This is a genomic window from Roseibium sp., from assembly GCF_048261595.1.
Taxonomy (GTDB): Bacteria; Pseudomonadota; Alphaproteobacteria; order Rhizobiales; family Stappiaceae; genus Roseibium.
This window is the reverse complement of the sequence record NZ_JBLXFW010000003.1, coordinates 57,295-82,704: the sequence shown is the minus strand read 5'-3', so window position 1 is coordinate 82,704 and position 25,410 is coordinate 57,295. Positions and strand designations below refer to the sequence as shown.

Annotated in this window: 23 protein-coding genes; 13 read left to right on the top strand and 10 right to left on the bottom strand. The window is 60.9% G+C overall.

What is annotated here, in order from left to right; translation table 11 throughout:
• Nucleotides 1-135: 135 nt before the first annotated feature.
• The 6 genes from rph (at nt 136) to ACN0SY_RS11450 (ending at nt 5,925) form a co-directional block, all read left to right on the top strand.
• Nucleotides 136-849 carry a ribonuclease PH gene (gene rph / locus ACN0SY_RS11475; protein ID WP_417687908.1) on the top strand — a complete coding sequence of 238 codons (714 nt, stop codon included), beginning with the start codon at nt 136-138 and terminating at the stop codon, nt 847-849.
• A gap of 10 nt (nt 850-859) precedes the next feature.
• Nucleotides 860-1,498 (top strand): RdgB/HAM1 family non-canonical purine NTP pyrophosphatase, encoded by a 639-nt coding sequence (rdgB, locus tag ACN0SY_RS11470; RefSeq protein WP_417687272.1) that lies wholly within the window; start codon nt 860-862, stop codon nt 1,496-1,498.
• Entirely contained in the window at nt 1,498-2,655 is a 1,158-nt protein-coding gene (gene hemW, locus ACN0SY_RS11465) for a radical SAM family heme chaperone HemW (protein WP_417687271.1), read from the top strand. The genes rdgB and hemW overlap by 1 nt, the downstream gene beginning before the upstream one ends.
• Nucleotides 2,656-2,926: 271 nt before the next feature.
• Nucleotides 2,927-4,474 carry a polyhydroxyalkanoate depolymerase gene (gene phaZ / locus ACN0SY_RS11460; RefSeq protein WP_417687906.1) on the top strand — a complete coding sequence of 516 codons (1,548 nt, stop codon included), beginning with the start codon at nt 2,927-2,929 and terminating at the stop codon, nt 4,472-4,474.
• A 185-nt stretch (nt 4,475-4,659) separates the two neighbouring features.
• Complete coding sequence (locus ACN0SY_RS11455) at nt 4,660-5,070, top strand: DUF2852 domain-containing protein (RefSeq protein ID WP_417687270.1); 411 nt, start codon at nt 4,660-4,662, stop codon at nt 5,068-5,070.
• A gap of 117 nt (nt 5,071-5,187) precedes the next feature.
• Nucleotides 5,188-5,925, top strand: a complete 738-nt coding sequence (locus tag ACN0SY_RS11450; protein WP_417687269.1) for a M48 family metallopeptidase — start codon at nt 5,188-5,190, stop codon at nt 5,923-5,925.
• Nucleotides 5,926-5,936: 11 nt separating this feature from the next.
• Here ACN0SY_RS11450 and ACN0SY_RS11445 read toward each other — a convergent pair whose 3' ends face one another.
• Nucleotides 5,937-8,150 (bottom strand): transglycosylase domain-containing protein, encoded by a 2,214-nt coding sequence (locus ACN0SY_RS11445; RefSeq protein ID WP_417687268.1) that lies wholly within the window; start codon nt 8,148-8,150, stop codon nt 5,937-5,939.
• 183 nt (nt 8,151-8,333) lie between these two features.
• On the opposite strand from ACN0SY_RS11445, the gene ACN0SY_RS11440 reads away from it, so the two are divergent.
• Nucleotides 8,334-8,645: a DUF1330 domain-containing protein gene (locus tag ACN0SY_RS11440; RefSeq protein ID WP_417687267.1), complete on the top strand. Its 312-nt coding sequence runs from the start codon at nt 8,334-8,336 to the stop codon at nt 8,643-8,645.
• Between the two features lie 29 nt (nt 8,646-8,674).
• Here the strand turns inward: ACN0SY_RS11440 and ACN0SY_RS11435 are convergent, their stop codons facing one another.
• The 3 genes from ACN0SY_RS11435 to ACN0SY_RS11425 all read right to left on the bottom strand — a co-directional run bounded on the left by ACN0SY_RS11435 (nt 8,675) and on the right by ACN0SY_RS11425 (nt 13,980).
• On the bottom strand, nt 8,675-9,619 hold the full coding sequence (locus ACN0SY_RS11435) for a GNAT family N-acetyltransferase (protein WP_417687904.1): 945 nt from the start codon (nt 9,617-9,619) through the stop codon (nt 8,675-8,677).
• Between the two features lie 167 nt (nt 9,620-9,786).
• Complete coding sequence (locus ACN0SY_RS11430; RefSeq protein ID WP_417687266.1) at nt 9,787-12,300, bottom strand: response regulator; 2,514 nt, start codon at nt 12,298-12,300, stop codon at nt 9,787-9,789.
• Nucleotides 12,301-12,453: 153 nt separating this feature from the next.
• Nucleotides 12,454-13,980 (bottom strand): YifB family Mg chelatase-like AAA ATPase, encoded by a 1,527-nt coding sequence (locus ACN0SY_RS11425; protein ID WP_417687265.1) that lies wholly within the window; start codon nt 13,978-13,980, stop codon nt 12,454-12,456.
• 212 nt (nt 13,981-14,192) lie between these two features.
• Between ACN0SY_RS11425 and ACN0SY_RS11420 the strand changes: the two genes are divergently transcribed.
• Nucleotides 14,193-14,675 carry a DUF305 domain-containing protein gene (locus ACN0SY_RS11420; RefSeq protein ID WP_417687264.1) on the top strand — a complete coding sequence of 161 codons (483 nt, stop codon included), beginning with the start codon at nt 14,193-14,195 and terminating at the stop codon, nt 14,673-14,675.
• Nucleotides 14,676-14,733: 58 nt separating this feature from the next.
• Here the strand turns inward: ACN0SY_RS11420 and ACN0SY_RS11415 are convergent, their stop codons facing one another.
• Together ACN0SY_RS11415 and ACN0SY_RS11410 are read right to left on the bottom strand one after the other, a co-directional pair.
• The gene (locus ACN0SY_RS11415; RefSeq protein ID WP_417687263.1) at nt 14,734-15,474 is read right to left on the bottom strand and encodes a tellurite resistance TerB family protein; all 741 of its coding nucleotides are present in this window, start codon (nt 15,472-15,474) and stop codon (nt 14,734-14,736) included.
• Between the two features lie 96 nt (nt 15,475-15,570).
• Nucleotides 15,571-16,038 (bottom strand): Lrp/AsnC family transcriptional regulator, encoded by a 468-nt coding sequence (locus tag ACN0SY_RS11410; RefSeq protein WP_417687262.1) that lies wholly within the window; start codon nt 16,036-16,038, stop codon nt 15,571-15,573.
• Nucleotides 16,039-16,165: 127 nt separating this feature from the next.
• On the opposite strand from ACN0SY_RS11410, the gene hppD reads away from it, so the two are divergent.
• Nucleotides 16,166-17,278, top strand: a complete 1,113-nt coding sequence (hppD, locus tag ACN0SY_RS11405) for a 4-hydroxyphenylpyruvate dioxygenase (RefSeq protein ID WP_417687261.1) — start codon at nt 16,166-16,168, stop codon at nt 17,276-17,278.
• A gap of 588 nt (nt 17,279-17,866) precedes the next feature.
• Here the strand turns inward: hppD and gshB are convergent.
• The 3 genes from gshB to rsmI form a co-directional block, all read right to left on the bottom strand.
• On the bottom strand, nt 17,867-18,811 hold the full coding sequence (gshB, locus tag ACN0SY_RS11400; RefSeq protein WP_417687260.1) for a glutathione synthase: 945 nt from the start codon (nt 18,809-18,811) through the stop codon (nt 17,867-17,869).
• 125 nt (nt 18,812-18,936) lie between these two features.
• Nucleotides 18,937-19,326: a YraN family protein gene (locus ACN0SY_RS11395; RefSeq protein ID WP_417687259.1), complete on the bottom strand. Its 390-nt coding sequence runs from the start codon at nt 19,324-19,326 to the stop codon at nt 18,937-18,939.
• A 20-nt stretch (nt 19,327-19,346) separates the two neighbouring features.
• Nucleotides 19,347-20,252, bottom strand: a complete 906-nt coding sequence (gene rsmI, locus ACN0SY_RS11390) for a 16S rRNA (cytidine(1402)-2'-O)-methyltransferase (RefSeq protein ID WP_417687258.1) — start codon at nt 20,250-20,252, stop codon at nt 19,347-19,349.
• Nucleotides 20,253-20,506: 254 nt separating this feature from the next.
• On the opposite strand from rsmI, the gene ACN0SY_RS11385 reads away from it, so the two are divergent.
• The 4 genes from ACN0SY_RS11385 (at nt 20,507) to cysK (ending at nt 24,955) form a co-directional block, all read left to right on the top strand.
• Nucleotides 20,507-21,688, top strand: a complete 1,182-nt coding sequence (locus tag ACN0SY_RS11385; RefSeq protein ID WP_417687902.1) for a penicillin-binding protein activator — start codon at nt 20,507-20,509, stop codon at nt 21,686-21,688.
• Nucleotides 21,689-21,712: 24 nt separating this feature from the next.
• Entirely contained in the window at nt 21,713-22,945 is a 1,233-nt protein-coding gene (coaBC, locus tag ACN0SY_RS11380; protein WP_417687257.1) for a bifunctional phosphopantothenoylcysteine decarboxylase/phosphopantothenate--cysteine ligase CoaBC, read from the top strand.
• 512 nt (nt 22,946-23,457) lie between these two features.
• Nucleotides 23,458-23,907, top strand: a complete 450-nt coding sequence (gene dut / locus ACN0SY_RS11375) for a dUTP diphosphatase (RefSeq protein WP_417687256.1) — start codon at nt 23,458-23,460, stop codon at nt 23,905-23,907.
• Between the two features lie 85 nt (nt 23,908-23,992).
• Complete coding sequence (cysK, locus tag ACN0SY_RS11370; RefSeq protein WP_417687255.1) at nt 23,993-24,955, top strand: cysteine synthase A; 963 nt, start codon at nt 23,993-23,995, stop codon at nt 24,953-24,955.
• 71 nt (nt 24,956-25,026) lie between these two features.
• Here cysK and ACN0SY_RS11365 read toward each other — a convergent pair whose 3' ends face one another.
• The gene (locus ACN0SY_RS11365; protein ID WP_417687254.1) at nt 25,027-25,347 is read right to left on the bottom strand and encodes a heavy metal-binding domain-containing protein; all 321 of its coding nucleotides are present in this window, start codon (nt 25,345-25,347) and stop codon (nt 25,027-25,029) included.
• Nucleotides 25,348-25,410: the final 63 nt, after the last annotated feature.

Sequence of the window (25,410 nt, the reverse complement as noted above, 5' to 3'; positions counted from 1 at the left end):
TGCAAGCCGACCTTTGCGTTGAACGCCCACAAGGTCTACAAGGCCGGACAGACACTCGGGACATCCGGAAAATCACAAGGCTCGCGGCCCCTGAGGAGCCGACCAAGGAGCCGGTTCAACATGAGGGAGCAGATGATGCGTCCGTCCAAACGCGCCGCAGACGAACTTCGCCCGGTCACGCTCGAAAGAGGCGTTTCCAAACACGCGGAAGGGTCCTGCCTGGTGAAATTCGGCGATACGCACGTCCTGTGCACCGCAAGCCTTGAGGAACGCGTTCCGCCGTGGCTTCGCGGCCAGCAGCGCGGCTGGGTGACCGCGGAATACGGAATGCTTCCGCGCGCGACCGGTGATCGCATGCGCCGTGAAGCCTCAGCCGGCAAGCAGTCCGGCCGCACCCAGGAAATCCAGCGCCTCATCGGCCGCTCCCTGCGTGCCGTCGTCGATCTGCAGGCTCTCGGCGAGTGCCAGATTTCCGTCGACTGTGACGTCATCCAGGCCGATGGCGGCACCCGCACAGCTTCGATTACCGGTGCCTGGGTTGCCCTGCGCGATTGCATCGAGTGGATGAAGGCCCGTGAAATGGTCAAGAAGGAAGTCCTGACCGACCATATTGCGGCGATTTCCTGCGGCATCTACGAAGGCACCCCGGTCCTCGATCTTGATTATGCCGAAGACAGCACCGCCCACACGGATGCCAACTTCGTCATGACCGGCTCGGGCGGCATCGTCGAGATCCAGGGAACGGCTGAGGGAGCTCCTTTCTCGGAGGCCGAATTCGGTCAACTCCTCGGCCTTGCAAAGAACGGTATCGGCCGTCTGGTCGACCTTCAGAAGATGTCCATTCTCTAAGGACCTATCAATGAGCCACCGCAAGCTTGAGCCGGGCCGTCTGGTCGTCGCCAGCCACAACAAGGGCAAGATCCGAGAGATCAACGAGCTGCTCGCGCCCTATGGTTTCGATGTTGTTTCCGCTGGTGATCTGGACCTGCCGGAGCCGGAAGAGACGGGCACGACCTTCGAGGCAAATGCGGAACTCAAGGCCGTTGCGGCCGCCGAGGCGTCCGGCCTGCCCTCACTCGCTGATGACAGCGGCTTCTGTGTCGCTGCGCTTGACGGGGCTCCGGGTATCTACTCCGCGCGCTGGGCAGGTCCGGACAAGGACTTCGCCATGGCCATGCGTAACGTCGAGGAAAAACTGCAGGAAAAGGGCGCGAGCACGGACGCTGACCGCCGGGGGTCCTTCGTGGCTGTCCTGTGCCTTGCCTGGCCGGATGGTCACAGGGAGTTCTTCCGCGGCGAGGTTGAGGGGCAGGTGGTCTGGCCGCCACGTGGCGAGAGAGGCTTCGGCTACGATCCGGTGTTCCAGCCGGATGGACATGACCGGACCTTTGGTGAAATGACGTCAGAAGAAAAGCACGGTTGGTCCAAGGATGCACCGGCGCTGTCACATCGTGCCCGCGCGTTCCAGCTTTTCTCCAAGGCTTGTCTGGAGGCCTGATGAGCCAGTCCCCTGAAGGCGGTTTCGGCATCTACGTGCATTGGCCGTTTTGCGCGGCCAAGTGCCCCTATTGCGACTTCAACTCCCATGTTCGCCACCAGCCGGTGGACCAGGAAAGATTTGTTGCCGCCTTCGACAGGGAACTCGGTCATTTTGCCGAGTTGACCAAGGGCAGGACGGTTCAGTCCATCTTCATGGGCGGCGGCACGCCTTCGCTGATGGAGCCGCGGACCGTTGAGCGTATTCTCGACCGGATTTCCGGCCTCTGGTCCATCGACGACAATGTCGAGATCTCCATGGAGGCCAACCCGTCCAGCGTCGAGGCCGAACGCTTCAAGGGGTACCGTGCTGCCGGCGTCAATCGGGTTTCACTCGGTGTTCAGTCGCTTCACGATCGGGACTTGAAGCTTCTGGGGCGTCTGCATGATGTCGACACGGCGCTTCGGGCCATCGAGACCGCGCGCAGCACGTTCCCGCGCTTGTCCTTCGACCTCATCTATGCGCGTCCGGATCAGACGGTAGAGGCATGGCAGGCGGAGCTGGAACGGGCGATTTCCCTCGCTGCCGATCACCTCTCGCTCTACCAGCTGACGATCGAGGAAGGCACGCCCTTCTTCAATCTCTACAATGCAGGCAAGCTGCAGGTGCCGGATCCGGAACTGGGCGCAGAACTCTACGAGCTGACCCAAGCGGTGACAGCCGCCCATGGCCTGCCGGCCTATGAGGTATCCAACCACGCGAAGCCGGGTGCGGAATGCCGTCATAACCTCGTCTACTGGCGCTATGGGGATTATGTCGGTGTCGGTCCGGGTGCTCATGGCCGCATTCAGGTTGGAGCCAACAAGCTGGCGACGGCAATCGAACGATATCCGGAAACCTGGCTGGAAAATGTCGAGACCCATGGTCATGGCATGGTCGAGAATGTCGGCCTGAGTGAAGAAGAGCAGGGTGACGAGTACCTGCTAATGGGTCTGCGTCTCGTGGAAGGTATCGACGTTGCACGGTATGAGGCTCTCGCGCATCGCAAGATCGACCCGCGCCGCCTAGCGGCCCTGTTGGAGCACGGTATGGTTGAGGAACTGGAGGGAAACCGCCTTCGCGCGACCCCTGACGGTTTTGCCGTTCTGGATGCCGTAGTTGCCGATCTCGCCGCCTGATTAGCTGAAAACTCCAACATATTTCAAAGATTTGGTGCGCCAAAGCTTCGCCTTGTCCAATTGGACAAGGCCATTTGTCCGGTGCTTGCAGGGCCGTTCTGCGGCAAACAAACTCGGAAAATAGCAGTATTGCTACGGATCCTTAGTTCGGCCTATTGTGTTGCAATGCAAAATGGCGTGTGCAACGCCGCCCGGTCGCCGGGGCGATGGGATTTTTCGAGGAGAAGAGTGGGTGCCCTACTACCATCTCTATGAACTGAATCACGCAGCCATGGGACCTGTCCGAGCGGCTGCGGACATGACGCGGCTCTACTTCCAGAACCCGCTCAATCCCATGACCCATACCGAGTTTGGCCGCTCCATTGCTGCTGGTTGCGAGGTCCTTGAGCGGATGACCCGGCGGTATGGCAAACCTGACTTCGGCCTGAACGAAACAACGGTCAGCGGTGTGAAAGTGCCGGTCCACGAGGACATTGTCTGGTCCCGGCCCTTTTGCGACCTGATTCACTTTGACCGCCGCATGGATTCTCGCAAGAACGACCCGAAGATCCTGGTCGTTGCACCCATGTCCGGCCATTACGCGACGCTCCTGCGCGGGACCGTCGAAGCGCTTCTGCCGAGAGCTGACGTTTACATCACCGACTGGATCGATGCCCGTATGGTGCCGATCCAGGAAGGCAAGTTCGATCTGGATGATTACATCGACTACATCATCTCGATGCTTCACTTCCTCGGACCTGACACTCACGTCATTGGCGTGTGCCAGCCGTCTGTTCCGGTTCTGGCCGCCGTTGCGGTCATGGAGGGGCGAGACGATCCCTATGTTCCCGGTACCATGACGCTGATGGGCGGACCGATTGATACACGGGTCGCGCCGACTGCCGTCAATGACCTGGCGGTCGACAAGGGAATCGACTGGTTCAAGCGCAACGTCGTCATGAAGGTGCCCTTCCCGCATCCTGGCTTCATGCGCGATGTTTACCCTGGCTTCCTGCAGCTGACCGGCTTCATGTCCATGAACCTGGACCGCCACATGACCGCGCATCGCGACTTCTTCCAGCACCTGATCGAAGGTGACGGAGACAGCGCGGAAAAGCACCGCGATTTCTACGACGAATACCTGGCGGTGATGGATCTCACGGCAGAATTCTACCTCCAGACGGTTGAAACCGTGTTCATCGAACATGCCCTGCCGCTTGGAACGATGACCCATGGCGACACACTGGTCGATTGCTCGAAGATCCGCCGTACGGCGCTGATGACCGTCGAGGGTGAGAAGGACGATATCACCGGACGTGGCCAGACACGCGCGGCGCACGATCTTTGTTCCAATCTTCCTGATGACATGAAAGCGCACTACGAACAGCCGAATGTCGGTCACTACGGTGTCTTCAACGGGTCGCGCTGGCGTGCAGAGATCTGCCCGCGGATCATGGATTTCATCCAGTCCAACAGGGTTGGGGATGCTCGTCCGTCCCGTTCTGCCGCAAAGTCTGCCGATGCTGCTGCTCCCGTTAAGGCAACTGCGGCAAAGAAGGCGCAGGTGACCGAGGACGCTTCAACACCGAAGACTGATTCCTTGGCGGAGATTCTCCTGTCCAGTCCGCGGGGCGTTGCAGATGACCTCAAGGCGCTCGACGGCATCGGACCGAAGCTGGAAACAGCCCTTAACGAAGCAGGTATCTTTCACTACTGGCAGATCGCCGGTCTGACCGAAAAGCAGATCGAGGCACTGGATACCAAGCTTGATTTCCGTGGCCGTATCGAGCGGTTCAACTGGATCGAGCAGGCCAAGAAGCTCTCCGAGACGGTGGGCTGACTGCTTGGTGGCCATCCGCCGCGCTAAGCTAATACAGCGGTAAATCAAATGCTTGCCGGATGCTTCGGCAGGCATTTTTTATCTGTCGACGCCCAACTCACCTTCGCGGCTCGATCACTTATTCTTGAAATCCTCCTGTCCTGCCCCCACGTGATCTGGCGTGGATGTCAATCATGGATAGGACAATGACGACTGCAAACTGTTCGATCAGACCTGGCTGGACGCCGGTAACCATCGGCTTGATGGTTCTCGGTTTCGTGGCCTTCTGGCCGCTTGGTCTCGCCATGCTGGCCTACATTCTGTGGGGCGATCGCTTTCATGGAATGATGCGGGATGCCCGCGATCAATGGCATTCGAGCCCTCTCAAAGGAGCCATGAACCAGATGAACACCGGATCTTATGGCCGGACGGGCAATGTTGCCTTTGACGATTACCGCGAAGCAGAGCTGAAGCGTCTCGAGGAAGAGCGCGCAAAGCTCGACCGGATGCGGGACGAGTTCGATGATTTCCTCAAGGACCTGCGCCGTGCGAAGGACCAGGAAGAGTTCGACCGCTTCATGTCTGCCCGCAATCGGCCGGCGGCAAGCAGCCTCTGATCCGGCTTCCTCCGGATCTTGCGACGGAGAGCGGCGCTGATGAAGCGCCGCTTTCGTCGTTCTTGGCCAGCAGATAAACTGTGTTGACCTGATTCGAACCCGTATGACGACCCGCAGATGCTGCTACGCCTGCGCCGGCAACCGGCGCTTCCCGATCATATCGAGATTGACACTGGCGATGTACCGCTGCGTATCCGCCTGCGCTCTGATCCGCGCGCACGCCGATACCTCTTGCGTCTGCCTGCCGACAATTCCGGGCCGGTTCTGACTGTCCCGAAGGGGGGCAACCTTGCCCGGGCCGAGCGTTTTGCCCGCGAACATCTGCAGTGGTTGCAGGAGCGGATGACGAGCCGCCCTGACCATGTCGCCTTGCGGCCAGGTGACATTGTACCTTTGCGTGGGAGGGACCATCTTATCGTGCCGACCGGCAAGTTGCGGGGGCTTGTCGCATGGCGACATGAGGGAGAGATGCCCGAGCTGCTCGTCCCCGGAGCTGACGATCACGTTCCGCGCAAGCTGGTTACCTGGCTGAAAGGGCAGGCCAAAGACGATCTGACGCGCGCCGTCGCGCATCACGCGGGGCGGCTTGGTGCCGAATTTTCAGCGATCACCATTCGTGACACCAGGAGCCGTTGGGGCTCCTGCGCTTCCAACGGAAACCTGTCATTTTCCTGGCGCCTGATCCTGGCGCCGCCGGAGATCCTGGACTACGTCGCGGCGCACGAGGTGGCCCATCTTCGCGAAATGAACCACTCCGCGCGCTTCTGGAAGCTGTGCCGGCAACTGGCCCCGCACACGCCCGAGGCACGCCAGTGGCTCAAGGAAAACGGCGCGCGTCTTCATGGCTACGGCTGATAAGGCTGGACTTACCCGCCGAAGAGGTTTTTCAGGAGATTGAGCGGTCCCCCGGTGCTATTGCCCGCGGGCGGACGCACCAGATCGCTGCCGCTGCCGACGTTCGCAGGCGGAACAGGCGCTTTCTGTGCCGGAGCAGTGACGGGTGCACCGTAGCTGGGTACGCCTGGAAGATCTGCAATCGGGATGTCGCGATGTGCAGCATCCATTGCCGCTTTCCAGACGATCGCGGGCAGAGTGCTGCCGGACGCCTTTTTTGTCGGTGAATTGTCGTCGTTCCCGAACCAGACAGCCGTCGTCAGGTTGCCCGTGTAGCCGATGAACCAGGCGTCGCGGAAGTCCTGACTGGTGCCCGTCTTTCCGCCTGCCGGCCGGTTGTCCGCAAGCAGGGCCTTTTTGCCGGTTCCGGTCAGAAGCGTTTCCGCCATCATCCGGTTCATCTGGCCCAGCTGTTCGCGGGATATGACCCGGCCACGGCCGTCTCCTTGGCGGGAGTAGAGGATTTTGCCGTCCACCGTCGTGATTCGCCGTACAACATGCGGCAGCACGCCGTAGCCGCCATTGGAGAAGGGCACATAGGCCGAAGCGATTTCCAGCGGAGTGACCTCCGAGGTGCCAAGGGAGATCGAAAGATTGGACTGCAAATCGGATGTGATCCCCATCTTCCGCGCAGTGCGGATAACCGCCTTTGGACCGGTTTCATAGGCAAGCCGGGCAGCGACAGTGTTCAGCGACATGCTGAGCGCCTGGGTGAGAGTGACGTCGCCGTAGTGCTTCTTCGTGTAGTTCTGGGGTGACCAGCCCTTGATCGTGATGGGGGCATCTTGCCGGACCGTGTCGGGCGTCATGCCTTGCTCGAGTGCGGTCAGGTAGACGAATGGCTTGAACGCGGAGCCTGGCTGGCGCTTGGCGTAGACAGCCCTGTTAAATTGGCTCTTGGAGTAATCGACCCCTCCGACCAGCGCCTTGACGGCGCCGGCGGTGTCCAGGGTTACGATTGCGCCCTGGCTGACGCCGTATTTTTCCCGGTTTTCGGACATGGCGTCGCGCAAGGCCGTTTCCGCGGCGCTTTGCATGTCGAGATCGATGGTCGTGTCGACGATGATGTCCTGGTCGAAGGAGCCTACATAGTGGGGCAGGACATCCATCACCCAGTCGGCGACATAATTCGAGCTGGCCGTCGTGTAGCGGCGGACCACCTTGGCCGGTGCGGCGAGGGCGTTCTTTGCCTCTTCGCCCGTGATGTAGCCTTCCTCGTGCATTGCAGCCAGCACCAGCTGCGCGCGCTCTTCGGCCAGGTCCGGGTTGGTCGCCGGGGAGTAGCGTGACGGTGCCTTGAGCAGGCCCGCAAGCGTAGCCGCCTCGGCAATGGTCACCAGACGCGCAGACTTGCCGAAGTAACGCCGGGCCGCGGCATCGACCCCATAGGCGCCGGCTCCCAGGTATACCCGATTCAGATACATCTCCAGGATTTCGTCCTTGGAGAATTTCGCCTCCAGCCAAAGCGACAGAACCAACTCCTGCATTTTGCGCTTCAGCGTTCGGTCAGGTTCGAGGAACAGGTTCTTGGCAAGCTGCTGAGTGAGTGTCGAGCCGCCCTGGCGCAGGGTTCCAGCGGTCACGTTTGTGACCACGGCACGTGCAAGGCCGATCGGGTCTATCCCGAAATGTGAGCGGAACCGCCGGTCCTCGATCGCAATCACGGCATTGGGCAGATAGGGAGGCAGTTGCTCGAGCCTCACGGCCTCGCCTCCGGTGTCGCCTCGGTTGGCAATGAGATTGCCGCTGGCCGACACGATCTTCACATTCGGCGGGCGTTGCGGCACCTCCCATTCGGACGTCGGCGGCAGGAAGGCGGCGTAGTATAGAAGGACGCCGACCGCGAAGATCCCGCCCCATATGCCGAGGACAAAGCTCCAGTACAGGCCGCGCTTGACCAGTCGTCCCAGCCAGCTTCGGGACTTGCGCGCGGACCTCTTGCCACCGCCTCTGCGGCCTCCGCCCGATGATCCGGCGCCGCTTTTCTTCCCTGACGGAGGCTTGCGCCGACCGGCTGCTTTTCCGGCTGCTCTCGCTTGATCGCTCGCAGGCTTCTTTCGCGTCCGTTTCGGGCCGGGCGCGGCTGCACGGTCACGCTGCGTTGGACGCAGGTCGAGGGACGAACCGTCCTGGTCGTCCTCAAACCGCGGCTCGATCCGCTGTTTGCGTGCCGGCTTGCGTGCCATGTGGTGAATTGTCCCGATCCAGTGCCGGCCCTTGAGCCGGTATCTCCGCCAATGACCTTAGAATGCGGCAATTTAAGGGGGCGTTAAGCCTTGTGGCTCGCGAGCACTGCGATCTGGCCTTGTTGGCAACTGGAAAATGCGTCTACTTGATACGACAAGAGTTTGTAAAAAAGGAGAAAATTCATGGCCAAAGCCTATTGGGTCGCCCGCGTCGACGTGAACGATCCTGATGCTTACAAGAACTATGTTGCCGCCAATGCAGAAGCGTTTTCCAAGTATGGTGCCCGCTTCCTGGTGCGTGGCGGAAATTTCGAGACGATGGAGGGATCATCCCGGTCGCGCAACGTGGTGATCGAGTTCGTCGACTACGAAACCGCGATGGCCTGCTACAAGTCCCCGGAATACGCCCGTGCGAAGGCATTGCGCGATGAGGCTTCCGAGGGCGATCTCGTCATCATCGAGGGTTATGACGGCCCGCAGCCTGGGGACGCTTGACCCCTCGGGTTCTGAACAGGCGGGAGGCGCTAGCTGGCGTAGCGGCTGGCGTCGGCCCCGTAGTAGTTCACATAGCGTGAATTGAGATCCGAAACCGGCATGATGATCAGAACGTCGGTCGTGCCGAACTGGTGATCGATGACGGCGCCATCGCCGATATATGCGCCCAGACGCAGGTATCCCTTCACAAGCGGTGGCAGGTCGCGCAACGCGGCTTTCTGGTTCAGCTCGGCCGCGGCGATCCGGTTCATGTCGACATAGCGGTGATCTAGTGCCCGGACCTGCCAGTTTTCAGGTGCGCGTGCATTGTGATGCAGGAACGAGAGCTGTCCTGCGAGGGCATCCGGACTAGTGCCTTCGATGGAGGCGCAGCCGAGCATGACGTCGATCTTGTGCTCCAGAACATAGGCCCAGATGCCGTGCCACAGAAGCTCCACGGTCTTCTTGTTGCGGTAGGCCTTGAGAACGCATGAGCGGCCGAGTTCCAGGAAGCGTTTGCCCGGATTGGCGTCGATCAGGCGCTGGATATCGAACTCGCCGGAGGTATAGAAACCGCTATTTCGCTCGGCCACATCCTGACGAAGCAAACGGTAGGTTCCAACGATTTGAGGTTTCAGGCGTCCGATCCGGTTCCGCTTCATCGAGGAATGATCAATGACCAGCAGATGATCGCAATACGCATCGAAAGGATCTGCGTCGCGCCGGGTCGCCAGTGTCTGGGCGTCCGCAATTGCAGACATTTCCTCGTAGAAGACTTCATAGCGCAGGCGCTGCGCCGTCTTGATCTCCTTGGCGCTGCGCGCAAGGCGGACTTCAAGGGAGCCGACACGGCCAAGGGAGTGTTCGCCGCGATCAACAAGGGAAGGACCCGCATCCCCGCGAACAACCTTCGGGACCCAGAGCGGTGACAGGGGAGCCCCGTTTGGTGAAAGCTTTTGTGCGAGTTTCCTCGGCGAAAACATGCCCGACCGCATCATGGAAAACCGGTCTCCGTGTTGTCGTTTTGTACGGCGGCTGTATCCGGCCGTTTGTTCGTTTGCCGTAGATCACATTAATCCGACAAATACATGACACCGGAGCCAATACGCCAAAACAGGCGTCGATGCACGCCCGTTTTGGTCTGGAGGTTCTCGCAAGTTGGTCAGGCGGATTTCCGTGCCAACCCGTCCAGCGCTTCACTGATTGCCTCCGCCGACAGCGGTTTGGTCAGGTATCCCGCCGCCCCGACCGCTGCAGCCTTGTCTCGGGCATCTTGCATGACATCTGCCGTGACCATCAGGATCGGCACGGGGTCGCGGCCGTTCTCGGCCTCCTCCGCGCGGATCTGCCGAATGGCGCCGATGCCATCGAGGCCCGGCATGTGAAGGTCCATCAGAACAGCGTCGAAGTTTCCGCCCGAGGCGGCCTCGACGGCTTTTTCTCCATCAACGACCATCACTGGTTCATGACCCAGTTTGCGCAGCAACGCCTCGCTGAGAAGGCGGTTGATATCATTGTCTTCGGCGACGAGAAGGCGCAGCGGCCGGGCCGGTACGAGTGATTTCAGATTGCTCTGCGGCACGAGTTCGTTTCCAACATCCCAGCAATGCTCCGCTTCGGCATTGCCGAGCAATCCGGAGATCACCTGCGACAGGGTATCCATCCGGACCGGGCGAATAAGATAAGCGGCGAACCCGGCTTCGCGCAGGCGATCAAGCCTGTCGCGCTCCGGCGGCGACACCATCACCACGGCAGGAGCGGAGCAGCCGGCAAGCCTGGCTGATGCAAGCCAGCCACCGCTGTCGGGAACAGCGGAATTGTCGACGATCACAAGATCAGCTTCAGCAAGCAGATCCGGCATATCCACGGACCCTGGAAGGCAAAGACGGACGTCAGCATCCTGGGCGCTCATGCGCTTGGCCAGAAGAGGCGCCTCGATACGGCCGTTGCTGGCAATAACGATCTTCTTGCCCGCGGCATTGTCCAGCCCGGCTTCGGCATCCGAACGCAGGTTCTCCGGCACCGGCAAGGAAACCTTGAACAGCGCGCCGCCGACCGTGCCTGGTTCCGCCGTGATCGATCCGCCCATGAGCTTGGCGAGCCGCTGTGCGATGGCGAGACCCAGTCCGGTACCGTCGAACTTTCGCGCGGGGCCGTGGTCGATCTGTTCAAATTCCTTGAAAAGCCGCTCCGCCTGGTCCCTCGCGAAGCCAATACCCGTATCGCGAACGCCGATGTCGATGAAGCAACCACCATCCGGATTGGCGCGGCCGGAAAGGGTGATCGAAACACCGCCCTCATCTGTAAACTTCACGCCGTTGCCGGCGAGGTTGAAGAGGATCTGCCGGACGCGGGTCGCATCGAGTGTGACCATCTCGGGTAGCGCGGGATCGATACACGTCCCGATTTCCAAGCCCTTGGCCTGGGCTTTTGGTGCCAGAAGTTCGACAACATTTTCCGCCAGCGGGGCAAGGGGGGTAGGCCGCGCCTGAATGTCGAGCTTTCCGGCTTCAACCTTGGAGAAGTCGAGGACTTCATCGATCAGGAGCAGCAACGTCTCGCCGGATGTTTCAAGCGCCTCGATATAGGCGGTTTGTTCCTTCGTGAGCCTTGTGTCGCGCAGCAGCGCAGCCATGCCCAAAATGCCGTTGAGCGGCGTACGAATCTCATGACTGACGGTGGCCAGGAAACGTGATTTTGCCTCACTGGAGCTTTCCGCGGACTGGCGGGCGGCCAGCAATTCGTCCTCGATCATGCGCCGATCGGTGACATCCCGCAAAACCGTCTGGATCAGCGGCTGATCGGTGACCGTGTCGCGAACGCTGATGTCGAGACGGGAAAACCACCGTGGTCCTGACTTCGTCTGCAGTCGGACATCGCCGAAATCGCTACCGCTATCCTTTGAAAGGTCCTGCGTCGGATCGCCATCGTTTGCATCGGCGCGTGGCAGCTTCAGCGGCAGGCCCAGGAGAGGGGAATTCGGCTGGCCGAACGCTTCCTGGGCAGCTGTATTGGCGTAGACAACGGTGCTGGAGGTGTCGCGGCGAATGACGATGTCGCCGAGAGTGGACAGGATACTGGCCTGGCGTTCGTCGCTTTCCCGGAGCTCCCAGGCACCGTCTTCGAGTTCCTCGCAGCGGGCCATCAGCCGGCGGATCTTGGCATCCTTTTTCTCCAGCGCCTCTACTGCACGGTGCTGGTCGTCGGCCATCAGTCGCCAGACCGCCATGGCACCGGCAAAGAAGGCAAGGGCAATGGCAACCAACCTGAAGCCCGGCGAGGCTACAAGGGCGATCGCGCCGACAGCTCCAACAGCTGCGCCGACCACCGAGAGCATCATCAGCGCTTTTGTCGGGGCTTGCGCGCCGCCGAGGCCGTTGTCTCCCGCCTCGCCTCGACGTTCCGACCGGATCTTGGCGGACGCTCCGACGGACCGGCGTAGCTCGACCCGGGAGTGTGCGGAATCGCCCGCTTCTACCGGTTCGCTCCCGATGGTCCGGCCTTCCTCGATCATGCTTGGCCATACGAGCGAGCGCAGATCACCGGGTCCACTCGAAACCGTACTGGTGCCTCCGGATGCGGTTGTCTGAAGCCGGTGTTCCGCTGCACCGTCTGCAGTGGCCTGCGGAAGGGTCATGTCCGGAAGGTCTGCCCGGTGGTTCGTCTGGCTGGTCAAGACTGATACTCGCTACTGAGACTTCACTCGGTTGCAAGTGTGACCGGTAACCTTTGAAAAACCGTTTCCACCGCGAAAGCTGATGGATCAACGCCCAGGAAAAAGCTGCTCCCGGTCATCGCCCCGGAAGACCGCATAATCCGCCTGCTGTTTTCAGGCTGCCTGACGAATGGCGTCCTTGCCGCGATAACTCAGCGCCTCGGCCAAGTGAATGCGCCCAACCGTATCAAGACCGTCGAGATCCGCCAGTGTCCGCGCCAGCTTTAGCACCCGGTGATATCCGCGTGCGCTGAGGGCAAGCGTTGCTGCGGCATCGCGCAGGAACTGAAGGCCAGCCGCATCGGGGCTTGCCACCTGTTCGACCACCGACGCCGGTGCTGCCGCGTTGGTGGTGCAGGCAAGTCCGAGCGCCAGGTAACGGTCCCGCTGGATGCGCCGCGCCTCAGCGACCCGCTCGGCAACGATCGCGGATGGTTCGGCCGGCGCGGGCGCGATCAGGTCAACGGCAGTAACGGCGGGAACCTCTATTCGCAGGTCTATCCTGTCGAGCAACGGGCCGGACAGCCGTGCCTGATATTCGCTCGCGCAGCGCTCTCCGCGCCGGCACTGATGACCGGGCTCCCCCGCGTGACCGCAGCGGCACGGATTCATGGCAGCAATGAGCTGGATGCGAGCCGGATAGGATACCCGATGGTTTGCCCGCGCAATGACGGCCTCGCCGCTTTCCAGGGGCTGGCGCAGGCTGTCGAGCACCTGCGGGTTGAATTCCGGTAGCTCGTCGAGAAACAGGACGCCGTTATGCGCGAGCGAGACCTCGCCGGGGCGTGCCTTGATGCCGCCGCCGACAAGCGCGGCCATGGACGCCGAATGATGCGGCGCGCGAAAGGGCCTCCGGTCGCTCAGCCGTCCGTCGGCAAGCTCTCCGGCCAGGGAGGCAATCATGGAAACTTCCAGCAGCTCTCGCGGACGCAAAGGGGGCAGGATCGAGGGCAGGCGGCTGGCCAACATCGACTTTCCGGCGCCCGGTGGCCCGCACATCAGGAGATTGTGCCCACCGGCAGCTGCGATTTCGAGCGCGCGCTTGGCGCTTTCCTGGCCCTTGACTTCGCCGAGGTCCGGCAGTCCCTCCGGAGCGCCTTGCAGTTTCGGGTGGGGCCGGCCGAGAACCTGCGTCCCCTTGAAATGGTTGGCAAGCTGGATCAGGGAAACAGGTGCGAGAATATCCATTTCGCTGTCGGCCCAGGCCGCTTCCGCACCGCTTTGCGCCGGACAAATCAGGCCCTTGCCGAGCGCGTTCGCCCCCATGGCCGCCGGCAGGACACCGGCCACCGGGGCAAGCCGCCCATCAAGCCCGAGTTCCCCGAGAACCGCGTAACTCTCGAGCATGTCGCCCGGTAGGGCGCCAATGGCAGCCATGACGCCCAGCGCGATCGGCAGATCATAGTGAGAGCCTTCCTTGGGAAGGTCGGCAGGAGCGAGATTGACCGTCACTCGCTTGGCCGGCAGCGCCAGGCCTGAAGCATGAAGCGCCGCGCGCACCCGTTCCCGGCTCTCCGCGACCGCCTTGTCCGGCAGGCCGACGATGGTGAAGGCGACCATTCCGGGGCCGACCTGGACCTGAACGTCGACGGGAAGAGCCTCTATGCCCTGAAAAGCAACAGTCGTGACGCGGCTGACCATTGTCATCTCCACCAATGATTGCAATCGATAGTAGAACAGCTTTTGCGAAAATTTCAAGAACAGAAATAGAACAAATGCAATTGGCGAAGGCTCATGCCGCAGGCTAAAGGTTGCCGAAAATTTTGGCGGAAACGCCGCAACGGGAACCATGGCCTGAGGTTGCCGTTGATTTTCGAGACCATCAAGCAGCCAACCCGATCAGGAGACCCGACATGCAAGCGTCCTATATGCGTTTCTTTGCAATGATCGCCACGTCGACAGTGGTGATGCTTGGGCTGATGTATCTGAACACCTATGCCGCCGACCATGTCTTCTTCAGTGAGACGCGGCTCTACATGGCGCTCTACATGGGGGCGGCGATGATGGTGGTTATGCTCGCCTTCATGCTCAACATGTACAGGAACCGCTTTGCGAACATGGCAATTCTGGTTGCCGCGACGATCCTGTTCTCCGGGTCGCTCTATCTTGTACGTTCCCAGGAAACGATCCAGGACGTTGCATGGATGAAAGCCATGATCCCGCACCATTCCATTGCCATCATGACCAGCCGCCGTGCCGAGATTTCAGATCCGCGCGTTCGTCAGCTTGCCGATGAAATCATCGAGGCTCAGGTGCGGGAAATCGACGAGATGAAGGCATTGATCGCGGACCTTGAAAGCGAAAAGCAGGTCGCACGCGTAAGCGCGGCGGAATGATCCGCCGCTGCTTGCCGCTCAGTCTGAGTGAAGGCTGAGGCCTTGCGAGTGATCGGTACTAGCCGATCGCTTCGGCTTCGCGAACCGCAAGCTCGATCTCTTCAACCAGTGCCGGGTCCAGATCCAGCCGTGCGGCAAGCATCTGGAGATAGGCCTGTTCGGCCCTGTGGTCCGGGTTGATGGCAAGGCGGGATGCCGCGTAGATCTCGGCGGCCGTTTCCGGGCAGGTTGCGCCAGCCACCACCTTGTCCAGATCGAGCGGCGACCGCAGTTCGTCCATCAGGAAGGCTTTTGCGTCCGATTCGAGCCCGGCTTCATCGATCTTGGCGAAGATCCGATCCTGCTCATCCCGGTCGATATGACCGTCGGCCTTGGCAGCCGAGATCATGGCTGTCAGCAGCGTGATGGCGAAGGCATTTTCTCCGCCGGGTTGGCGCTCGGGATCAAAGGCAGTGCCGCGCGGGGCTTCGATCGGAACCGGTTCGTCGGAAGGATATTGCGGGCGCTGTTCGCCCTGCTTGTTGGCCTGGTAGCCCTGATAGGCCTTGTAGGCGAGCCCGGCGACGAGCGCGAGGCTGCCGTACTGCACTGCCTTGCCGCCAAGCTTGCGCCCGGTCTTGGTGCCGAGCATGAGGCCTGCCAGACTGCCAAGCGCAAGGCCTCCGCCCTGGGATGACAGGAAATCCTTTCCCTGGGCAAGGAGATCGTCTGTCCCGCCTCTGCCGGACCGGCGTCCGCTCGTGGCGCCCCCGGCTGCACCGCCAAGAAACTGATCCAGCAAGGATTTGGCATCGAACATTCTGTCACTCCCTCTGGCGGCTCGAGCACCGCAAATCGTCAATCCCTTCCGATTTGGGGAAGTGAACCTACTGACACAAGGTTTCTTGCCAAAGTTTCACGAAACAGGCAGCAGGTTGTCGTCTTTAAGCGTCTCCATGGCGATGGAGGAGCGCACATGCTGCACGGCCTCATGTGGCAAGAGTTGGTCATTGATAATGCGACTGAGGGCCTTCAGGTCCTTCACCACCACTTTCAGCATGTAGTCGACGTCCCCTGTCAGCGTGTGCGCCTCCTGCACCTCGGGCATGGCCGTCACCATTTCGCGGAACCGGCGGGCGTTCTCCCGGCTGTGTGCCCCGAGCGTCACGCCAACATAAGCGATTACGCTAAGCCCGAGAGCGTCCGGGTCGAGGCTGACTCGCGTGCACCGGATAACACCCTCCTGTTCCAACCTTTGCCTCCGACGGGAGACCTGGCTCGCCGACAGGCCGATGCGATCGCCGAGCTCCTGATTGGTCAGGGCCGCGTTCTCCTGCAACGTGCGCAGGATTTTTACGTCAAAGCTGTCCAATGCAACAGTCATGCATGTAGTCCGAGTTTGGTCGTGATATTGTGCGGTATTATAGGTGAACTTACGTGTTTTGCACACACCTTGCGCGTCAAAGAGAGCATGCTTCTCCAACATTCAGATGACTTCAGAGGAGGAGCTCATGGGTCCCTTTCCGCACGATGCGCCGGTGGCGCGGGTAACCGCAGACAACCCGGCCGGAACCGACGGCTTCGAGTTCGTTGAATTCGCCCATTCCGAGCCGGAAAAGCTTGAAGAGCTTTTCACCCGTATGGGCTATCGGGAAGTCGCCCGCCACAAGACCAGGAAGGTCTCCGTCTGGCGCCAAGGCGACGTCACCTACCTGATCAACGCCGAGCCGGGCAGCCATGCCATGCGCTTTGTCGAGGATCACGGACCCTGTGCCCCATCCATGGCCTGGCGCGTCGTCAATGCAGAACACGCCTTCAACCATGCCGTTTCCAAGGGTGCGGAACCCTACACCGGCACCGACAAGGCGCTGGATGCTCCGGCGATTGTCGGCATAGGAGGCTCACTTCTCTATTTCATCGACAAATACGGCGAAAAGGGCTCTGCCTATGACGCCGAGTTCGACTGGCTGGACGAGAAGAACCCCAAGCCGGAAGGCGTCGGCTTCTACTATCTCGACCACCTGACCCATAACGTTTATCGCGGCAATATGGACAAGTGGTGGGACTTCTACCGCGAGCTCTTCGGCTTCAAGCAGATCCATTATTTCGACATCGACGGCCGCATCACCGGTCTCGTCAGCCGGGCGATCACCTCGCCCTGCGGCAAGATCCGCATTCCGCTGAACGAGTCCAAGGACGACACCAGCCAGATCGTCGAATACCTGAAGAAGTACAAGGGCGAAGGCATCCAGCACATCGCGGTCGGCACGGAAAACATCTACGATGCCACCGACAAGCTGGCGGCCAATGGCCTGAAGTTCATGCCCGGCCCGCCGGAGGTCTACTACGAGCAGAGCTTCGACCGTGTGCAGGGCCACGATGAGCCGATCGAGCGGATGAAGCAGCACGGCATCCTGATCGATGGGGAAGGCGTCGTTGACGGCGGCATGACCAAGATCCTTTTGCAGATCTTCTCCAGGACGGTCATCGGCCCGATCTTCTTCGAGTTCATCCAGCGAAAAGGTGACGAAGGCTTTGGCGAAGGCAACTTCCGTGCGCTCTTCGAAAGCATCGAGGAAGACCAGATCCGCCGCGGCGTGATCAAGGTCGACGCTGCAGAGTAACACTCGCCATCAACCGGAACGGCAGAGGGAGAGGCGGCGCAGTCCCTCTCCCTGGACTGTCGGCGAAGGTACAAACCTTTAAATTAGTCACCCGGGGCAAGCGAAGCGCGACCCGGGACCGTAGTATCAAAATCCTCTCGGTTTCGGGCAGTTGACTTCCGAAACACCCCGGCTCTCCGATCCCTGATCCGCGGCTTTGCCTTCGTTCGGGATGACAGGTTCTGGGGTTTAGCAACAGACTCGGGAGAGGTCACAAAGCCCCTCCATTTTCGCCATGCCGGGAGTACCTTTCCTCATCGTGAGGACACGGGTGCCAATGGATCCCGCATCAAGTGCGGGATGACGCAGGAGGGTGTGGCGCGACAGTCCTCTTTTACCGAGACGCGAGCAATGCCCGCTCCTCCGGATGAGGCTGAGAGAAAGCGTGTCGACCTACTCGCCGTCCCGGGCGAAGACCCGGGACCTAAGACAGCGAAATTGCGGAACAATCCTAGATGCTGGTCCCCTCACTAGGCACTGACGTGCCGACCTCTCCCATGGGGAGAGGGCTGGGGTGAGGGGCCTGAAAGATTGCGTCCGGCTTCAGCCTTAACCCTTCACCTTGGCTTCCAGCACGTCCCAGACATGGGCGGCGATGTCCGGGCCGCCGATGCGCTTGACGGCGCGGATGCCGGTAGGGGCGGTGACGTTGATTTCCGTCAGCTTGCCGTCGATCACGTCAATGCCCACCAGGATCAGGCCTTTTGCCTTCAGGGACGGGCCGAGACGTTCGCAGATGTGGCGTTCCTGCTCGGTCAGCTCGCTGGCCCGCGCCGCGCCGCCCCGCACCATGTTGGAGCGCAGGTCGCCTTCGGCTGGTACCCGGTTGACGGCGCCGGCAAATTCACCGTCGACGAGAAGGATGCGCTTGTCGCCGTGCTTCACGTTCGGCAGGAACTGCTGGATGACCCAGGGTTCCCGGAAGGTCGCGGCGAAGAAATCGTAGAGCGAGCCGTAGTTGAGATCGTCCGAGGTGATACGGAACACCGCCGCGCCGCCGTGGCCGAACAGAGGCTTCATGACGATGTCGCCATATTCGGCGCGGAACAGGTCGATTTCTGACTTGTCCCGGGTGATCAGCGTGGGCGGCATCAGGTCCGCAAACTCGGTCACGAACAGCTTTTCCGGTGCGTTGCGCACCTCGACCGGATCGTTCACCACCAGTGTTTTCGGGTGGATCTTCTGCAGAATATGAGTTGCTGCGATATAGGCGAGGTCAAACGGCGGGTCCTGGCGCATCAGCACCACGTCCATATCCGCCATGTTGAAGCGCTTCTTTTCGCCGAGGCTGAAGTGGTTTCCGGCCTCGTCGCGAACCTCCACCGGCTCCAGTCCGCAGAAGACTTCCTCGCCGATCATCGCAAGGCGGTCTGGCGTGTAGTGATAGAGCTCGTGGCCCCGCGCCTGCGCTTCCAGCATCAACGCGAAGGCGCTGTCCCCGGCAATGTTGATGGAGGAAATGTGGTCCATCTGGACCGCGACCTTGAGGGCCATGTGAGACGTCTCCCGGCAGGGGCGCGTGTGTCGCGCTGGAGGGAATTATGGTTTGGTTGGTCCAGATATGCGTTTCGCAAACGTCTTTGTCCAGTGGGGCAGAGGTCGGTATCGTCGCTCCTGGCTCAACCGTGTGCCTCGAAAGCGTTTCGGATCCACTCGGGCCAGCGCCAGGGACGGACGATGACGACGTCGAAGCGCAAGGTGAAGAAGGCGGCCTTGGGGTGTTCGGTTATGAAGATCCGTGCGGCCTTGACGATACGCCGCTGGCTGGCCGGTGTGACTGCCTCCATGGCGGCCTCCCGGGTCCGGCGGGCCTTTACTTCTACAAAGGCGACCGTCTTGCCGCGCTTGGCGATCAGGTCGATTTCGCCCGCTCTCGTCTTGTAGCGCCGTTTCAGGATGCGCCAGCCGCGTAGTTGCAGCGACAGGGCGGCGAGGATCTCGGCAAAACGGCCGCGGCGCTGGGCGCGTTGCCGTTTGCGGTTCTCGTCTGTGATCTGCCCCTTCCCCATCGTTTCTCCGCGTTCGCCAGTCAGTCGCCGCCGGCCTTCAGCTCCAGTGCACGCTTGTACAGGTCATTGCGATCAAGCCCGGTCTGTTTCGCGACCGTCTTGGCGGCGGCACTCACCGGCATGTCCTTAAGGGCCTCGACAAGCAGCGCTTCCGCATCGCCTGCGTCCGCTTCCGGCGCCTCTTCCGGCGGTGCGATCAGGATGACGATCTCCCCTTTAGGCGCATCGCCCGAGAATAGCTCTGCCAGACTACCGAGGGTTCCCCGTTCGAAGGTCTCGAAGCGCTTGGTCAGTTCGCGGGCGACACAGGCTTCGCGGGTCTCGCCCATGATTTCGGCCATGGTCGCCAGTGTCGCGCCGACCCGGCGCGGGCTTTCGTAAAATACGAGCGTGGCCGGGATTTTCGCCAATTCCTCGATGCGCCGCGTCTTTGGTCCGCCTTTTTGCGGCAGGAAGCCTGCGAAGAGCACCGTGTCGCTGGGTAGGCCCGCGCCGACCATGCCGGCAAGCAAGGCAGAGGCACCGGGGATCGGAACCACCTTGTAACCCGCTGCCACCACGTCGCGCACCAGCCGGTACCCCGGATCGGAGATGAGCGGCGTTCCGGCGTCACTGACGAGGGCAACGGCCTCGCCGCGTTCAAGGGTCTCCAGGATTTTGGGTCGCTGCTTGTCCGCGTTGTGCTCATGGTAGGGCATGAGTGGTGTCTTCAGGCCGAAGCGATGAGTGAGCGTTCCGGTCACCCGCGTGTCCTCGCAGGCGATCACCGCGGCTCCCGCAAGGGTTTCCAGCGCCCGCACGGTGATGTCTCCCAGGTTTCCGATCGGAGTCGAGACGATGTACAGCGCGGGCTCAAGTGGCGGAGCGGAGAACGCGTGCTGGGACAGGATGTAGCGGCGTTGGTCCGCACCGGTCGGGGAGTTCATGCGAGGGTGTCTTTCACTGGCCATGTGCTGGATGCACGCGGAATTTCCATGTCGTTCTGGCTAATGGTGGCCGATCGCTTTCTCAAGCGCAAATCCGAGCCGGGTCAGGTGTCCCCATCTTGGATGCGGTGAAACTGGACAGATCTTCAATGAATTCGTAAGTGTTTGGAAATGTGTTTCAGGAGGCAGACTTGAACGACGCGACGCTTTTCTCCGGTCCTTTCTCTGGCATTGACCGGACCGTGAAATCGGTCATGGCGGGTGCGCGCGCTGGGGCGGCAGGTCTTCTCGCGCTCGGCCTCGCCGGTTGCATGGGGTCTACACTCGGATCCTACCCGGGAACCTCGATCAATCCCGGTGAGGTCGGAACTGCGACCGGCGACGTTCTTGGAACCGGTTCCGTCCGGGTTGGCCTTCTGCTTCCGATGAATGCCAGCGGTGGTTCGACATCGATCGGGACGGTGTTCCGCAATGCTGCCGAGCTGGCGTTGAACAACTTTCCCAATGCGGATGTCCAGCTTCTGGTCAAGGATACCGGAGGAACTGCCGAAGGCGGGCGTGCGGCAGCCCAGTCGGCGATCGCGGAAGGCGCTGAGTTGATCCTTGGACCGGTGTTTTCCCCGGCAGTTTCCGGGGCAGCTGCGGTTGCGCGCTCGACCGGTGTCCCCCTTGTTGCCTTTTCGTCTGATGCGTCCGTCGCATCGCGCGGTGTCTACCTCTTGAGCTTCCTGCCGCAGACCGATGTTCAGCGTATCATCGGTTACGCTGCCAGCCAGTCCAAGCGCTCCTATGCGGCCCTGCTGCCGGACGACACCTACGGAGCCGTCGCCGAGGCGGCGTTCCGGCAGGAAGTCGGCCGCATTGGCGGGCGGATCGTCTCGATCCAGCGCTACAAGCTGAACGGCTCCGACACGTCTGACCTCATCGCCAAGACGAATACCATTGCGGGTTCGCTGGGCAAGGTTGACGCCCTGTTCGTGCCGGCAGGCGGAGGGGTTGCTCCGCTGGTCGTCCAGACGCTTACCGTCCAGGGCGCCGATTTCGGCCGTGTGAAGGTTCTCGGCAGCGGGCAGTGGGACACTCCGGACATGAAGTCCAACCCGATCATGGCAGGCAGCTGGTATCCGGGTCCCGAGGACAAGGGTTATCAGGCTTTTGCCGGCCGTTACCAGAGCGCCTACGGCTCCGTGCCTCCGCGAAATGCAACGCTCGCCTATGACGGCGTAACCCTTGCTGCCGGACTTGTCCGCTCGGCCGGTCCTCAGAGGTTCTCAACGGGTGTCATGACCAACCGGGATGGCTTCATCGGCATCGACGGTCTGTTCCGCTTCCGCTCCGACGGACAGAACGAGCGCGGCCTGGCCGTCTATCAGCTGACCGGCTCCGGCAATCAGGTGATTTCCGCAGCGCCCCGCGATTTCCGGTCCGGCACCTGATCCGGCCCTTGAAGGTCTATCGACATGCTCACCAACAAGCGCGTGGTGCTGATCATTTCCGGCGGTATTGCCGCTTACAAGTCGCTGGATCTGATCCGGCGTCTGCGAGAGCGTGGTGCCAGCGTGCATGCCATCATGACCCGCGGAGCGCGCGAGTTCGTGACGCCGCTGGCCGTTGGCGCCTTGACCGCTCAGAAGGTCTACACGGATCTGTTTGACCGGGAGGCGGAGCAGGATGTCGGCCACATCCGTCTGGCGCGCGACTACGATCTGATCCTGATTGCTCCGGCGACAGCCGATCTCATGGCCAAGATGGTTCACGGAATTGCCGACGATCTGGCGACGGCGGTGCTCCTTGCCTCCGACAAGCCGGTACTGATTGCGCCGGCCATGAACCCGAAGATGTGGGACAACCCGGCAACCCGGCGCAACGTCGAGACCCTGCACGCTGACGGCAAGCATTTCATTGGTCCGAACCGCGGCGAAATGGCCGAGAGTGGCGAAGCCGGCGTCGGTCGGATGGCCGAGCCCCTCGAGATTGCAGAAGCTGCCTCAAAGCTTCTGTCTGGTGATGCGGATGCTGGCACCCGTCCGCTTAGCGGCCGTCATATCGTCATAACGTCAGGTCCGACGCATGAGCCGATAGACCCGGTTCGCTACATCGCCAACCGATCCTCCGGCAAGCAGGGTCATGCCATTGCCGCTGCGGCGGCAGAGGCGGGTGCACGCGTCACACTCATATCCGGGCCGGTCTCGATTCCCGATCCGCAGGGTGTCGATGTCATCCACGTGGAGACAGCCGTCCAGATGCTGGATGCCGTGACGAGCGCGCTTCCGGCCGATGTTGCAGTTATGGCCGCGGCCGTCGCCGATTGGCGCGTGGCGAGTGAAGGCAGCCAGAAGATCAAGAAAGACGGATCCGGCAAGCCACCTGCCCTGGAGATGGTCGAGAACCCGGATATTTTGGCAACGATTGGCCATCACGAGAGCCTGCGACCGGCGTTACTGGTCGGCTTTGCCGCCGAGACCCAGAATTTGATCGACAATGCCCGCTCCAAGCTGGAGCGCAAGAAGGCCGACTGGATTGTCGCCAATGACGTCAGTCCGGAAACGGGAATCATGGGTGGGGACGCCAATACGGTGCGCATTGTCAGCAGCGACGGTATCGATGCGTGGCCGGCGTTGAACAAGAGCGAGGTCGCTCGCCGACTGGTCGTGCGGATTGCCGAAGCCCTTCAGGCTGATTCGCAAAATTGAGTTCAGATTTTATCCTGTCGTTACATCAGGGCGAGCGATTGGCTTTGAAAAATGGCAAGTGCCGGCTTGGCGGTTGCCGGCACTTGCCTGCTCATTTCAGTTTCGGTCTGTGCCTTGATCAACTTGCATCGGGGCTGCTTTCGATCCGGAGGTCTGTGCCGAAGGGGCAGCCAGACTCATTACGAGAGCAATCCCGAGCGCTGCAACACCGGCAATGATGAGTGTCGGTGTCCTCATTGAACTTGAGAGATTGGGCACTCAATCATCAAAAGGCCCTTCCAAGTCCTTTCCATTGCTATAAGGCACTGTGAAACCTGCGGGATTTTCTGCGCATTCACGATCCTTCCTCCCATTGGACGTAATCATAATCCGCAGTCGAAGTGTTTCATTCGACCCTGCCTTCCGCAAGGGAATACCGAAAACAGGGGGAGCCCGCTTTGGTTAGAGTTGACAAGACCTTGCCCAGATCGATGAGTAGCGGAGAACGAAATGGACAGGAAACAGGATCCGTCATGACCGTCAGTCTGCAAATCAAACGTCTTCCCAATTGCTTGGGTCTGCCCTTGCCCGCATATCAGTCGGATCTGGCGGCCGGTCTTGATCTGCTTGCTGCTGTCGACACCCCTGTGGACATCTTGCCGGGCAAGCGGGCACTTGTGCCAACCGGTCTCGCCATGGCAATTCCGGCTGGTTTTGAGGGGCAAGTGCGCCCTCGCTCGGGTCTCGCCGCCAAGAACGGCGTTACTGTGCTGAACACGCCCGGCACGATCGATGCGGACTATCGTGGTGAGGTGAAGGTCATCCTGATCAATCTGGGAGAGGAAACCTTTACTATCGAACGCGGCAGCCGGATCGCACAGCTCGTGATTGCTCCGGTCCATCAGGCAACGATCATCGAGGTTGAGGAACTGGACGAGACCGTGCGCGGACAGGGCGGATTTGGTTCGACGGGAACGGCTTGAGTGCGTCACCCCTCGCATTTTTCGACAATAGGACCTAACTTCCAATCATCAGAACACGCCGAAGCGGCAATCGAACTGGGAGATTATGATGAGTGACAAGAAGCCGGGACGTGGCCGGATCTATTCCTCGATCACCGAGACCATCGGCGACACACCGATTGTCCGTCTGGACCGTCTGGCCAATGCCCATGGCGTAAAGGCAAACCTCTTGGCCAAGCTCGAATTCTTCAACCCGATTTCGAGCGTTAAGGACCGTATCGGTGTAGCCATGATCGAGTCGCTTGAGCGCGACGGCAAGATCGAGCCCGGCAAGTCGGTTCTGGTTGAGCCTACTTCCGGCAACACGGGTATTGCGCTTGCCTTTGTGGCTGCTGCGAAGGGATACCGCCTGATCCTGGTCATGCCGGAAACCATGTCCGTCGAACGCCGCAAGATGTTCAAGATCCTGGGCGCGGAGCTGGAATTGACCGACGGCGCCAAGGGTATGAAGGGCGCGATTGGTCGGGCTCAGGAGCTTCTGGAGGAGATCCCGAATTCGGTGATGCCGCAGCAGTTCGAGAATCCTGCCAACCCCGAAATCCATCGCAATACGACCGCTGAGGAAATCTGGAACGATACCGATGGCGCCATCGATGTATTTGTTTCCGGCATCGGAACCGGCGGGACCATCACTGGTGTTTCCCAGGTTCTCAAGAGCCGAAAGCCGGATCTGCACGTGGTTGCGGTCGAGCCGGCCGACAGCCCGGTGCTGTCCGGTGGGAACCCCGGCCCGCACAAGATCCAGGGCATCGGTGCCGGCTTCGTTCCGGGCGTTCTCGATACGTCTGTCTTTGATGAAGTCGCGACAGTCGCGAATGAAGACGCGTTTGCGATGGCCCGTGAAGTAGCAAAGACGGAAGGTGTGCCGGTTGGTATTTCCTCCGGCGCTGCGCTGACTGCCGCGATCCGCGTTGGTCAGAGGGACGAAATGGCCGGCAAGACCATTGTCGTCATCATTCCATCCTTCGCGGAGCGTTATCTTTCAACGGCTCTTTTCGAAGGTCTCTGAGATCTGGCATTCAAGTAACGGCATAAGGGTCCGCCTCCGGCGGGCCCTTTTTCGCTTTGGGACAGCCGCGTCTAGCGAAATGTAACGGCGGTGCCGGTTGCGCTGACCATCAGCATGGAGCCGTTCTGCCCGACGGTTTCATAGTCCAGATCCACGCCGATCACCGCATTGGCACCCATGGCCGAGGCCTGCTGCTGCATTTCGTGCAGCGCGATCTGTCGGGCTTTCGCCAGTTCCTCCTCATAGGCGCCCGATCGCCCGCCGACGATGTCGCGGATGCCTGCGAAAATATCCTTGAAGAGGTTGGCACCCAGAATGGCCTCGCCGGTGACAATGCCCTTGTAGTCGGTGATTTCGCGGCCCTGCAGCGTGTTGGTGGTCGTCACTAGCATTTCAAGCTCCCTGTCGCGTGGTTATTGAGACATGGGACTTCCGGCTGGCCGGAACAAGTCTAG

Bases quoted from the DNA above. Each gene is read 5' to 3' on its own strand.
- rph (WP_417687908.1), top strand. From the start codon at position 136: ATGCGTCCGTCCAAACGCGCCGCAGACGAACTTCGCCCGGTCACGCTC.
- rdgB (WP_417687272.1), top strand. From the start codon at position 860: ATGAGCCACCGCAAGCTTGAGCCGGGCCGTCTGGTCGTCGCCAGCCAC.
- hemW (WP_417687271.1), top strand. From the start codon at position 1,498: ATGAGCCAGTCCCCTGAAGGCGGTTTCGGCATCTACGTGCATTGGCCG.
- phaZ (WP_417687906.1), top strand. From the start codon at position 2,927: ATGGGACCTGTCCGAGCGGCTGCGGACATGACGCGGCTCTACTTCCAG.
- ACN0SY_RS11455 (WP_417687270.1), top strand. From the start codon at position 4,660: ATGACGACTGCAAACTGTTCGATCAGACCTGGCTGGACGCCGGTAACC.
- ACN0SY_RS11450 (WP_417687269.1), top strand. From the start codon at position 5,188: ATGCTGCTACGCCTGCGCCGGCAACCGGCGCTTCCCGATCATATCGAG.
- ACN0SY_RS11445 (WP_417687268.1), bottom strand. From the start codon at position 8,150: ATGGCACGCAAGCCGGCACGCAAACAGCGGATCGAGCCGCGGTTTGAG.
- ACN0SY_RS11440 (WP_417687267.1), top strand. From the start codon at position 8,334: ATGGCCAAAGCCTATTGGGTCGCCCGCGTCGACGTGAACGATCCTGAT.
- ACN0SY_RS11435 (WP_417687904.1), bottom strand. From the start codon at position 9,619: ATGCGGTCGGGCATGTTTTCGCCGAGGAAACTCGCACAAAAGCTTTCA.
- ACN0SY_RS11425 (WP_417687265.1), bottom strand. From the start codon at position 13,980: ATGGTCAGCCGCGTCACGACTGTTGCTTTTCAGGGCATAGAGGCTCTT.
- ACN0SY_RS11420 (WP_417687264.1), top strand. From the start codon at position 14,193: ATGCAAGCGTCCTATATGCGTTTCTTTGCAATGATCGCCACGTCGACA.
- ACN0SY_RS11415 (WP_417687263.1), bottom strand. From the start codon at position 15,474: ATGTTCGATGCCAAATCCTTGCTGGATCAGTTTCTTGGCGGTGCAGCC.
- ACN0SY_RS11410 (WP_417687262.1), bottom strand. From the start codon at position 16,038: ATGACTGTTGCATTGGACAGCTTTGACGTAAAAATCCTGCGCACGTTG.
- hppD (WP_417687261.1), top strand. From the start codon at position 16,166: ATGGGTCCCTTTCCGCACGATGCGCCGGTGGCGCGGGTAACCGCAGAC.
- gshB (WP_417687260.1), bottom strand. From the start codon at position 18,811: ATGGCCCTCAAGGTCGCGGTCCAGATGGACCACATTTCCTCCATCAAC.
- ACN0SY_RS11395 (WP_417687259.1), bottom strand. From the start codon at position 19,326: ATGGGGAAGGGGCAGATCACAGACGAGAACCGCAAACGGCAACGCGCC.
- rsmI (WP_417687258.1), bottom strand. From the start codon at position 20,252: ATGAACTCCCCGACCGGTGCGGACCAACGCCGCTACATCCTGTCCCAG.
- ACN0SY_RS11385 (WP_417687902.1), top strand. From the start codon at position 20,507: ATGGCGGGTGCGCGCGCTGGGGCGGCAGGTCTTCTCGCGCTCGGCCTC.
- coaBC (WP_417687257.1), top strand. From the start codon at position 21,713: ATGCTCACCAACAAGCGCGTGGTGCTGATCATTTCCGGCGGTATTGCC.
- dut (WP_417687256.1), top strand. From the start codon at position 23,458: ATGACCGTCAGTCTGCAAATCAAACGTCTTCCCAATTGCTTGGGTCTG.
- cysK (WP_417687255.1), top strand. From the start codon at position 23,993: ATGATGAGTGACAAGAAGCCGGGACGTGGCCGGATCTATTCCTCGATC.
- ACN0SY_RS11365 (WP_417687254.1), bottom strand. From the start codon at position 25,347: ATGCTAGTGACGACCACCAACACGCTGCAGGGCCGCGAAATCACCGAC.